The sequence below is a fragment of the Roseateles sp. P5_E8 genome (assembly GCF_054177665.1).
Map to the genome: position 1 here is coordinate 1 of NZ_JBGCUM010000029.1, position 10,364 is coordinate 10,364.

The 10,364-nt window shown below is 60.7% G+C and carries 9 protein-coding genes; 3 read left to right on the forward strand and 6 right to left on the reverse strand.

Going from position 1 to position 10,364, the window contains the following annotated elements:
- Positions 1 to 565 precede the first annotated feature (565 nt).
- The 3 genes from ACXRVZ_RS16950 to ACXRVZ_RS16960 all read right to left on the reverse strand — a co-directional run bounded on the left by ACXRVZ_RS16950 (position 566) and on the right by ACXRVZ_RS16960 (position 2,662).
- The gene (locus ACXRVZ_RS16950; protein WP_458232604.1) at positions 566 to 1,357 is read right to left on the reverse strand and encodes a hypothetical protein; all 792 of its coding nucleotides are present in this window, start codon (positions 1,355 to 1,357) and stop codon (positions 566 to 568) included.
- Positions 1,358 to 1,361: 4 nt separating this feature from the next.
- Complete coding sequence (locus tag ACXRVZ_RS16955; RefSeq protein WP_458232605.1) at positions 1,362 to 1,763, reverse strand: hypothetical protein; 402 nt, start codon at positions 1,761 to 1,763, stop codon at positions 1,362 to 1,364.
- A gap of 92 nt (positions 1,764 to 1,855) precedes the next feature.
- Complete coding sequence (locus tag ACXRVZ_RS16960; protein WP_458232606.1) at positions 1,856 to 2,662, reverse strand: TIGR04255 family protein; 807 nt, start codon at positions 2,660 to 2,662, stop codon at positions 1,856 to 1,858.
- A 307-nt stretch (positions 2,663 to 2,969) separates the two neighbouring features.
- Between ACXRVZ_RS16960 and ACXRVZ_RS16965 the strand changes: the two genes are divergently transcribed.
- Positions 2,970 to 4,508, forward strand: a complete 1,539-nt coding sequence (locus ACXRVZ_RS16965) for a DNA cytosine methyltransferase (protein ID WP_458232607.1) — start codon at positions 2,970 to 2,972, stop codon at positions 4,506 to 4,508.
- A gap of 19 nt (positions 4,509 to 4,527) precedes the next feature.
- Here ACXRVZ_RS16965 and ACXRVZ_RS16970 read toward each other — a convergent pair whose 3' ends face one another.
- From ACXRVZ_RS16970 to ACXRVZ_RS16980, 3 genes are all read right to left on the reverse strand, one after another.
- Positions 4,528 to 4,830, reverse strand: coding sequence for a hypothetical protein (locus tag ACXRVZ_RS16970; RefSeq protein ID WP_457423060.1), 303 nt, complete (start codon positions 4,828 to 4,830; stop codon positions 4,528 to 4,530).
- Between the two features lie 27 nt (positions 4,831 to 4,857).
- A complete protein-coding gene (locus tag ACXRVZ_RS16975) occupies positions 4,858 to 5,331 on the reverse strand; it encodes a very short patch repair endonuclease (protein ID WP_457423062.1) in 474 nt (157 codons plus the stop codon).
- A 186-nt stretch (positions 5,332 to 5,517) separates the two neighbouring features.
- On the reverse strand, positions 5,518 to 7,554 hold the full coding sequence (locus tag ACXRVZ_RS16980) for an AIPR family protein (RefSeq protein WP_458232608.1): 2,037 nt from the start codon (positions 7,552 to 7,554) through the stop codon (positions 5,518 to 5,520).
- A gap of 159 nt (positions 7,555 to 7,713) precedes the next feature.
- On the opposite strand from ACXRVZ_RS16980, the gene ACXRVZ_RS16985 reads away from it, so the two are divergent.
- Both ACXRVZ_RS16985 and ACXRVZ_RS16990 read left to right on the forward strand, forming a co-directional pair.
- The gene (locus ACXRVZ_RS16985) at positions 7,714 to 8,733 is read left to right on the forward strand and encodes a hypothetical protein (RefSeq protein WP_457423064.1); all 1,020 of its coding nucleotides are present in this window, start codon (positions 7,714 to 7,716) and stop codon (positions 8,731 to 8,733) included.
- Positions 8,720 to 10,363, forward strand: a complete 1,644-nt coding sequence (locus tag ACXRVZ_RS16990; protein ID WP_458232609.1) for a hypothetical protein — start codon at positions 8,720 to 8,722, stop codon at positions 10,361 to 10,363. The genes ACXRVZ_RS16985 and ACXRVZ_RS16990 overlap by 14 nt, the downstream gene beginning before the upstream one ends.
- The last annotated feature ends 1 nt before the right edge of the window (position 10,364 follow it).

The following is a 10,364-nucleotide window of genomic DNA, read 5'->3' on the forward strand; positions in this document are numbered from 1 at the left end:
GACGACCCACCTAAATCCTTCGCGACGACCCACCTAAATCCTTCGCCAGCGTTCGAGCTTTTCCGGATATTTCTCGCATCCTTGTCGCGAATTTGCCGGGTTCTTGACGCGAACTTTTCGCGTCCATTTCATCTGTCGATGCACAGCGTATGCGACGCGAATTTACACGGGCTAGACGACTTGGCTGACGTCTTCCGGACGGCTCAGCATCACATCTGCCGCGTGAGGCGGCGGATCAGAGTCTGGTATGCCGCGGACTACCCACTTTCGACCCACTTTTGACCCGCTAATGACCCACTTTCGATCCACTGCTGTTTCGCTGGCGGCTGGTCGAGAACGTCTACCGCCTTCTTTGAAGGGCGTAGAGCTAAGAGGTAAGGCTAGTGCAGGATAGGCTGGACGCCAGCAACTGGATGCATGCGGCCATGCCGAGTGCCGCAGGCACAAGGGCTGCTGCGAGTTCGTGCCGCAGTGTATTGACGATGCAGCACACTGTGGCTCGCCCTTCGAGGTCGAAGCTGCCGAGTTGGGAGCCAACCGGGCGTCACACTGCGCAAGCAGAAGCTCACTGTTGCTGCTGTTGTTGCTGCCTGAGCGCGCTCATCGAATCGTTGTATCTGTTGACACAGTGCTCGAACGGCTTATCTGGAGGGGGCGGTTTGCAGACGTTGGGAAGTTCGGCCAAGATTTGCGCGGCGAGCGGCGTCACGACGGTCTGTGATGCCGGACGCTGAGCCAACGGCAGGGAACCAGCTCCCGCGACCTCCTCTGGCGTCAACCGTAAAGGTTCATTGACCTTTGCCACGGACTTTGATTGGGCAACCGCTTCGGTCCCCGTTCCATGCTTCATTTTTGCCCATGCGCGCAACAGGCAAACCACCGCGTCTTTCCATATCTCGTTTTCGGCATTGCTGACCCAAGTGTTCAAGTCGACAAGCGGAACTTGCATGGACTCAAAGATGTCTGCCACGAATGACGAGCATGTGTGCCCATCCGAATTCGCGGGCGGGTTGTATTCGCCGTCAGCGCCGAACGAGCCAAGGTTGCAGAGCACGTTGATGCCGTAGTTGAGCGCCTTCCGATTTGCACTGACATGAGTCGTGCACAGGCCGTGAAGGAGCGCCACAACTTGGGGAGAAAGATCGGGCGGAAGTGGGATGACCTTGGCAGCCCAGTTCTCGCCTGGATAGTCGATGACCTTGAGGAAGCGATGGAATGCCAAATGGACGAGCTGCGGCGCTTTATCTGGACCGTTGCCAAATGCGATCCCCAAGTGGTAGCCGAGCAGCCCGTAAGTGATGGTGATCGCAACCTCTTCTGATCCGACGGCAACCGATGCTGCACCCTCGYAGAGCATCGATTCACCCGTTCATGAGGCCATACAGAGCATCGTCTACGTTTGCGCCGTCGCGTCGCAGAGCAACCTTGGCCATCTCAAGCGCCGCCTGCCAGCCAGGTGTTTCAGAACGCTTTGCGTATGTTGCCCGTAGAACGACGGCCAAATGGCGCCCATTCACTAAGGGGGCGCGCAGGTCCGAGAGGTTGATCGCCTGCGGGCCCGCGCTGAGTAGATCAGACATGAGCGACTTCACCGTGGCGGTCAGGTCGACCGCTTTGCCAGAGAGCTCGCTGTTCATGACACGACGCTTCCATTCAGGCAGCTGCAAAGCTGTCAGCGGAGCCTGCGATTCGGTAGGGAAGAGCACTCGCGAGAGCAACATGCCGCCGCTCGAATATTGATGCGCATAGCGGTTGTAGTCCATGTCTTCGTAGGACTGAACATGGCCAAATCCGCCGAAATTGGAAAAACTTGATTGGCGCCGGCTGATCGTCGGAGCCGCAGGACAGGAATGCATTATTTTTCTCCCTCTGCTTTCATTAGGTGCGCTATCGGCTTGATCATCACTCGGAAAATATGATCGATGATCTCGTGCGCGTGAACAAACGACTCCAAGATTTGATCGGTGCCGACTTCCGCATTTGGAAAAAATGTCACCGCAGTGTCGAGCAGCACAGCGGGAGTTCCGTTGGCAATGCCATCGCCAACGCTCATCGCGAGCAGCCCGCCGTCTTTCAATGGTATATGGAATTGCGAGTAGGGTCTGCAATCGCCGTCTTGGGCCATGTAGTCCAACGAAATCTTCGGCGATTGAAGTTCAAATCCCAGCTTCTTGATGAAAGCTGCGCTGTCAAGCCCATCGAGGTGATAAGCGGTGAAAGCGTCGAGATAGCGAAGAGTGATCGACGCAATTGGAGAGGAATCCGTTGCGACGCGACGCGCGATGGCCAAAGCTTCCAAGCCTGACCGTACCACGGGCGAGAACATCTCCCAATTTACATAGGGTGGCGTTGCGTTTGCAGAAAAGATCCCAGCGCCAGCCTGATAGAGAGACGGGCCGATGGCCGATCTGGTGTTGTTGGCCCTGATCAATGGCTGATGCAAGAGCGCCGGCAGCGCCGGCGGATATAGGCGCAATTGTTCCGTGTATTCGAGATCGGCGACTGCGCTTGAGAAGGCTTCGATGAATGCGGAAAACTTCTGATCGTCCTGAGGAACAAACCTTGGCGCTCCAACTGCCATTGCTTGAGGTGTCCAGGAAGGCACCCATTTGACCTCGGCGATCAATTCAAGAAGCGGCGCGTTCTGAAGGGTTTGGCTCATAAATATGGTCTCGCCTCTGATCAATCTACGTCGGCAAGGTGTTCCTGGCAATAGCCGGCGAGAGCCTCGGTCTCGGTTGGCGAACGACCGCCGCGAGCGCGGGAAGGCGTTTTCCGCGCTGCGCTTGGCTGCCTGGGCATTGTGGCGGAGGAGCTGGGCAGGGTTCCCCCTAGGTGTGGATTCCCCGCTAGGCCGCCGAGGCTCTCAGCCTGGCAGAATGACGTTGCTTGCGATCGGAGCGCTCGGGGGGCACAGCTGATCGCGGCGCCAACACAGACAGATGCAAACAAAAAGAGAAGCGATACCGGTGATCGATCTGTTCGCCGGGCCGGGAGGGCTGTGCGAAGGGTTCTCGTCCGTCTTGGATGCGACGGGCGCGCGGCGCTTCGCCGTCAAGGTCTCCATTGAGAAGGATCCCATCGCCCATCGGACGCTGCTGCTGCGAGCCATCTTCCGCAAGTTCCCGAAGGGCAAGGTTCCGAGCTGCTACTACGACTACGTCCGAGGCAAGATCAGCCGCGAGCAGTTCTTAGCCCACCCTGACATCAAGGCTGCTTCGGAGCATGCGGCCAAGGAAACCCGTTGCGCGGAGCTCGGCATGATCGCCCCCAAGGAGGTCGATGGATGGATCAGGGAAGCGCTGGGTAACCAGACCGATTGGGTGCTCATCGGAGGCCCTCCTTGCCAAGCCTACTCGCTGGCCGGCCGCTCCCGGCTGCGCAGCAAGGACGTGAAGAAGTTCGAGGCCGACGCCAAGCACTTCCTGTACATCGAATACCTGCGAATCATTCAGCAGTTCGCCCCGGCGGTCTTCGTGATGGAGAACGTAAAGGGGATGCTGAACTCCACCAACTCCGGTAAGCGCATCTTCGAGCAGATCCTTGCCGACCTGAAGGCGCCCAAGGCTGGGCTGAGCTACCAGGTCCGTTCGTTGGTGGTTCACAAGGCGGAGGGTGAACTTGCCCCCAACGACTACGTAATCGAGGCCGACGACCACGGCATCCCGCAAAGCCGACATCGGGTGATCCTCTTCGGCATCCGTTCTGACGTGGCGGCGGCGACCCCGGTGCTCAGGGAGCGCCCCGAGTCCTTCCTGCTTCGCAAGCAACCCAGGAAGGTCGGCGTGAGCGCCGCCCTGGCCGGCCTGCCGGAGCTGCGCAGCCGCTTGTCCAAAGAGCCCGACTCGCAAGAGGCCTGGTTCAAGGCTGTCAAAGAGTCTCCAAGCGGTTTGGTCGGCTGGCGCGTGCCTCTGCGCGGTGTCATCGAGGCGGCCATGGAGAAGTTCATCAAGAAGGCCGAGAAACAATCGACCTTCGGCGGGCCATTCGTAGAGACCGTCGTCGCTCCGGGCAACTACATGCCCAAAGATCTGCAGGACTGGTATCTGGATCCGAAGCTGGGCGGCGTCTTGCACCATGAGACCCGCAGCCACATGCGATCGGATCTGCATCGCTACATGTTCGCCGCCTGTTTCGCAGCCACCCAGAAATACGCCCCGGACCTGCGCAACTTCCCGCCAAAGCTGCTGCCTGACCATGTGAACGTGGACGAGGAGACCATCCCCTTCAAAGACCGCTTCCGGGTCCAGATGGGTAAGCATCCATCGTCGACCGTGGTGGCCCACATCAAGAAGGACGGGCACTACTACATCCACCCGGATCCGGGCCAGTGCCGCAGCCTGACGGCGCGCGAGGCCGCTCGCTTGCAGACCTTCCCCGACAACTACTTCTTCGAGGGGAACCGGACTGAGCAATACGGCCAGATCGGCAACGCCGTCCCACCGCTGCTGGCCAAGCAGATTGGTCAGATCATTTCAGACTTCATGGCCTCGCCGCGCAGGCGGTGAGACTTGCGCCAGGCGCCGGTCAGCCGGCGATACGGAAGTCCCGCCCCTTGGCCAGGTTCCAGGCCTGATCCCACAACGCGCCGTAGAGGTCCATGCCGCCGTCCGCGGCCGGATCCATGCCGTGCCGCAGGAAGACCTCGTAGCGGACCATGTTCGCGTCGCAGAAGTCGTGCGAGTGGCATGCCCCAGGAGCCGTCTCGGCTCGATTGCGTTCGACGACTGCCTGCATCTGCTCCTCGGTCAGGTAGGCATGCAGGCCTTCGCTGAATTGCGGGCCAAGGTGTCGACGAGGGGTTGCATGGTGGTTCGGGTTCAGAAGCAAATGGCGCGTTATAGCGCGCGGGCCACCTCAGCCCTGCCGGGCTGCGGCCAGGCTCTGGGCGCTGATCTCGCCGGTGGCCTCGCCGCTGTCGATCCAAGCCCGGAGGGCATCGGGCAGGCCCTTGACGGCCTCTGGATCGCGGGTGGAGCACTCCCAGACCTTGAGCACCCGCCAGCCCATCTCCGCGAGCTTGTAAACGGCTCGGCGGTCGCGATCAACATTGCCCTGCAGCTTGGCTGTCCAGAACTCAGTCCGCGTCGACGGCGTCTTGGCGTACTTGCATCCCTGGTGGGCATGCCAAAAGCAGCCGTGCACGAAGATCGCGATCTTGCGGCGTGGCATGGCGATGTCGGGCGTGCCGGGCAGATCGCGCCGATGCAGCCGGAATCGGTACCCCTCAGCGAACAACACTCTGCGGACCAGCATCTCGGGCAGGGAGTTCTTGCCCTTGATGCCGGACATCATCTGGCTGCGCTTGGCGGGGCTGACGACATCGATCATGGTGGACCACGATACGCCAGCAGACGCCGGCCAGCCGCTCATGCGCTGCGCGACGGGGTCGGCTGGTTCGACCTCGCGTTCACTGCGACCCGCTCCGAAAGGAACGTCGCAACTCTATTCGCCGAGTCATCGAGGTCCCGGCAGGCTTGATGAGGCGTCGGTCGCGATGTGCTTCGCGGTCCGCGATCACGCAGATGCCGGGAGGCCTTCCCGCAGAAGCTTGCGTTGGATCAGAAGTATTGCGGCCGCCTGTCGCTCGGAAGGGACTTTTCCAGGCGTGGCCGCGATGAGCAGCAGCTGCTCCTCCTTGCCTGTCAGCAGCTTGTTGTCGAGTCCCCACTGCCGCGTCTCTCGCCACTTTGTAGGCTTGGTGGCCACAACCTMCGAGATGTCGGAGATACCGCGGTCGATCCGAGCAGTCTCGACCGCATCGCCGCGGATCTTGTCGACCTGCTCCCTTGAGATCAACTCGGCCTCCAACTCGAGCAAAAGCTCCACGGGCTTGCTGTGCGCCCGCTGCCAGGCAAGCTCCTTCTTGGCCCATTCCGTCACGTTCTCGAGCCCCTGCTCTGGCGACGTGATCACCTGATACATCGCTCGCGCAATCAACTTCAACTGTTCGGTGAACGCCGTCGAGATGCCTTGCTGCTTCCAGATTCGCGGAGTGTCGAGGCTCTTCCCAGGCGCCTGCTCCTCAATCATGGTCACCAGCTTCGCAATCGTGAAGGTCACGACGTTCGCGCGATACCCGCCGTCATACCAGTCCTTCTGCGCAGGGATCAGTCTCTCAAGCTCCCGGAACACGATGGTGTGGGCGACCACCGTTCTGAAGTAGTCATCATTAAACTGGAGCGGCCGGGACAACCACTCTGCAACGATGAACTTGCTGAAGACGTCGAAGTTCTTCTGAGCACCTTTGCTGACGTCATGCGGGATGCATCGCCACGAGTTCTCAACTTTAGCGATATCGGTCTTCGTGATGAGCTGAGACTTTGGGTTCTCCGCCTCGAAGCGCTGCTTCTCGCCTGGGCTCATCTTGGCCGTCTCGATCCTGTACTGGCCCTTCGCACGCTCGTAGAACCACGCGGTGGGACGCTGGGCACCGGCCTTCGGAGGAGCCTTGATCCTGCGCGAGAGTTCCTCCATCCGTCGATRAAACTCGTGGTTCGAGAACAGGTCTGAGTCGGACACCTTGGTCTGCTTGTTTGCGTACTCCGAGATCTTCGGAATGAGATCGCCGGAGAGCTCGTCCCCGACTACTGACAGCTTCATCTGCACGAAGATTCCCGACAGATCCGCACCGTCCTTGCGTCTGGAGAATGTCAACGACGCCGTCGTCTGACCGCCGTTGACGATCTGGAGGTCGGTGGCCGACTTGAGGCGCAGGCCGTCCGGCGTGGCCTCGACCACCACGGAACTAGCCGTGGCCGCGATGCCGTTGTTAAAGGCGAAAAACATCTCCGGGGTTCGAAGAATGGTCTCCCGGATGCCCTTGTTGACCTTAGTCGACTTCCCGAGAAAGGAGCGCACGTTGCCCTCGAGCAGCCTGCTCCCATACGTGTCGTAGATCCGCGCAAGCGCATCGCCGGGAATGACGCAGAGATAGCCGTTGTATTGCGACTGGTTCAGGCTCGCGTGTAGGCAGGGAATGCCTCCTTCGGCAACGTCCGAGAAGTCGACGGTCAGCGCTTCACGTCCTCCCCTACTCGAAAGGGCCGAGGCGAACCGCGTCGTGTCCCAGATGTGGAATTCCGCAGGAATGCCTCCCACCAGTGCGTCGGGCCAGTCGCGCAGCTTGTCGCTGAGGATGCCGTCAGTCACGAGGTACAGCCGCAGACGGGGAATCGCCTCGCGATGCGATGCTAGGAGATCAGCGAAGTCGACTACCGGATCCTCGTCGGCCGGGAGATGGTCGTCATTTCCTGCGAAGGTTTCCTCGATGAATGCGGTGAGACGGTTGAACTCCGTCTTCGCCGCCGTCTRCGTCACCGAGTGAGGTTGCTCTTCGCCTCCGAAATCGGCGATCACGACGCGAAGCGACCCATCAGCGTCATCGAATGCATATCCGTCGACACCGAGGCTGCGCCTACGCGTACCAGTGCCTCTGAAAGGGCAAGGCATGAAGTCGACGACCTCCTCCGCCTCCTCGAGCATGCGACCGGCAACAGCAACGAATCCAGCTTCGGGATCCCGTCCACCGAACTCACCCTGGGCCTGCGACACCAAGTCGCTTCTGAACTGCAGTACCACGTCGYCCAAAACGTCCCCCTCCGGCTGCTGTAACGCCGACCGCACCTGTTTTTCTTCTCTGTCCTCGTGCTTGGCTTGTTACTTCCAGTATCCTATCAGCGGGACAGGGAGGTCCCAGGGAGAGACCGTCCCATGAAGGACGACACGAATGAGCGTGGAGCCCCGTACAGAGGGCGGTTGCGGCTTGTCATAGGCGGTACTGAGCGGGAATTGCCGCCATGGGCCGACTGGCTGATGAGCCTCGGCGAATGGATGCGTGAACAGACTTCGAAATCGGGCAATCGCGCTGTCATCGTGCGACTGCCGACGCGTCCGCTGGCCTCGGCCTTCGTAAGCTTGGGCTCTCTGTGTGCGGCGGCTCGAATGCACGACGAATCCCTTGACTGGGAGGCGCTGCGCGGATTGGCGGTTGGCACCCACGTCCACTGGCGAAGCCCGAACGGGGTGAAGTCCAAACGCTTTGCCGGACGCGTTGCTTCGCTTGTCGCCGGGGATGGCGGAGAGTTCCTCATCCTCGAAGAGGTTGACTCGCGAGGCAAGCCCAAGGGGAACAAGACCTACCTGCCCAGGAAGACAGCACTCTCCTACGGCGTAACTTTGGGGGCAGTATCCGCTCGTGCAGACGCAAGTTTGACGTCCGCGGCGGCGCTCATGCAGGCGCTCAACAGCGACTCGTCGGTGGCGTGGTCGCGATCGCCGATGGCAGACAGCACCGTTGTCACCGAACGGAGCAGCTTCTTGATGAACCTGGAAGGGATCGAACTTCGTGCGCGTCAGAGTCACGCGGCTTCGATGCTTGACGCTCTCTCGATCGCCGACGTCCAAGGACGGGAACACGGAAAGCTCAAGGTGGCATCAACTCGCACCGAGATCGTGGATGACGCACCCGACGGTGTGACGGTCCTGGACGGGACGCTGGCCGCGTCGAAGCTCGGATACATGAAGGCTCGAAGCGTGATCCTCTTGCTCTCGCATTCGGAGTACGACGAGGCAGTCTTGCATGAGATCCGACCCTTCCTGAGTCACGCGACGGATACAGGAATTCATGGTTGGCTTCCCAATGCAAGAGTCGGCGATGTGCCGCCAGGCATTGAGGTGTTCGCCTTCGGCATGGACGCCCAGGACGTGGGAGACCTGCGTGACGTCCTCTGACCGGACAGAATCCCGAGGAAGCGAGCCGGAGCGAGTCCAGCTCTTTGATGTGATCGACGGTCGCTATGCCAACGCTTCGTCCTTTCGATTGAGGAAGATCGTCATCGACCATCCCCTCTTCGCGGACATCGCCAGCTGTTGCGCTCGCGTCTTCTCGATGGTGGATCGTGAGGACGACCATCAACGGCAGCTTGCCAGGAGCGTCTGGCTGCTGAAGTCGACGATCGCTCAGACCCTGCTCCCATTCGATGACAGTCGTCTGGGGATTCAGCCCATGATCGAGAAGCTCGTGCAGCAGGCCGAAACGGTGCCGTCGGTCTCGGGGACCGTCAAAGCGCTTTCTGACGCAGTCGCGTCTCTGGTCACACCCGGGCGGAACCCGAAGCGCGAGATGTTCCTTGATGCGCTGGCGCAGGCCGCCTCGCGCGCCGATAGCGCCGCGGTGTTCGCGGGACTTCAGGGGGGCCTGACTCCGGGCTGGCCTGCGACGGTTGATGCTTCGCAGGATTTTCCCGCAGGCGCTTGTACCGTTCTCAGAACTCGAAAGGACATCGCTGACAGCGGCTTTTCGATCATCGTCATCCCCGGCACGCTCAAATTTGCCTCCACGCCGATCGCAATCGATCTTTTGCATGGCGGGCGAGCCCCGAATGTGGTGCTGCTTGCCTATCGACGCGAGAACGTGTTCGCTCCTGAGCCGTTGGGACTTCCGATCGATAGCAGATTCCACCGAGCGATGCGGACTTCGGAAGAAGTCGAGGTCCAGGTCCAGGTCGTCGAGGAGGTCGAAGATCAGCCTCTCGATCAATGGGCGAACGACACTTTCTGGCAGGAAATCCGCAACCAGCATGCCGGAGGAGCACCGCTCTCGGAAGGAGATGTCACGGTGCCCGCGCGTTTTGTGCTCTTCGCCGATGGCAGCGGCACGTTCCTTCCGGACGAGGGCAGCGTGGTGGAGATCTCTCGACTGCTTGACAGACCCGACCAGCCGCTGGCCGGGGCCGGTCAACTGCCGCGCAAGTCTGTACGGGACCTGGAGGAGCGGGATCTCGTGATGATGCGGCTTCGAGGAAGCGGCGACTACCTCGACGAAGTGGCCGACCGGCTGATGGAGCGAGAAGGGCAAGCCTCGTTGAGGGACGCTGCGACGGCTTGGAAGGGCAATCTTTTCCGAGCGCTCAAGCTGCACGGTGAAGGGATTGTCGCGAGACGCGCACGCGAAGCCGGTCTGAAGTTGCGCTCCGCAAGCTATCTCTGGACGTGGGCCAGCGACGTCGTGATCGCACCGCACGATGTCGAGAGCTTTCGAGCCTTGATGCGCGCTCTGGGCGATCTTCAGGTCGGCGTTGAATCCGATTCGTCCGACGAGTACGCCCTCCATAAGTGGGCCGAGATGGAGCGGCTGAAGATCTTCCACCAGCGCGCTGCGTCCGAGATTCGAAAGGCCTTGCTGGAACGCGTCCACATGCTCGTTGCAGCACGCTCGCACGTGGACGTGGTGGAGTCCATCCAGCTGCCGGGACTAGAAGCTGGAAGCATCGGACTTCTCAGGGTGTCGGCTGTCGACGTGTCCTCGGTGCGAGTACCGTTCTCGCGGCTCTTCCATCTCGTTCCCGTGAAGGTGTCCTAGT

Excerpts from the sequence above, each read along its gene's own strand:
- ACXRVZ_RS16955 (WP_458232605.1), bottom strand. The coding sequence starts at position 1,763 with ATGGACTACAACCGCTATGCGCATCAATATTCGAGCGGCGGCATGTTG.
- ACXRVZ_RS16960 (WP_458232606.1), bottom strand. The coding sequence starts at position 2,662 with ATGAGCCAAACCCTTCAGAACGCGCCGCTTCTTGAATTGATCGCCGAG.
- ACXRVZ_RS16975 (WP_457423062.1), bottom strand. The coding sequence starts at position 5,331 with ATGATCGATGTCGTCAGCCCCGCCAAGCGCAGCCAGATGATGTCCGGC.
- ACXRVZ_RS16985 (WP_457423064.1), top strand. The coding sequence starts at position 7,714 with ATGAAGGACGACACGAATGAGCGTGGAGCCCCGTACAGAGGGCGGTTG.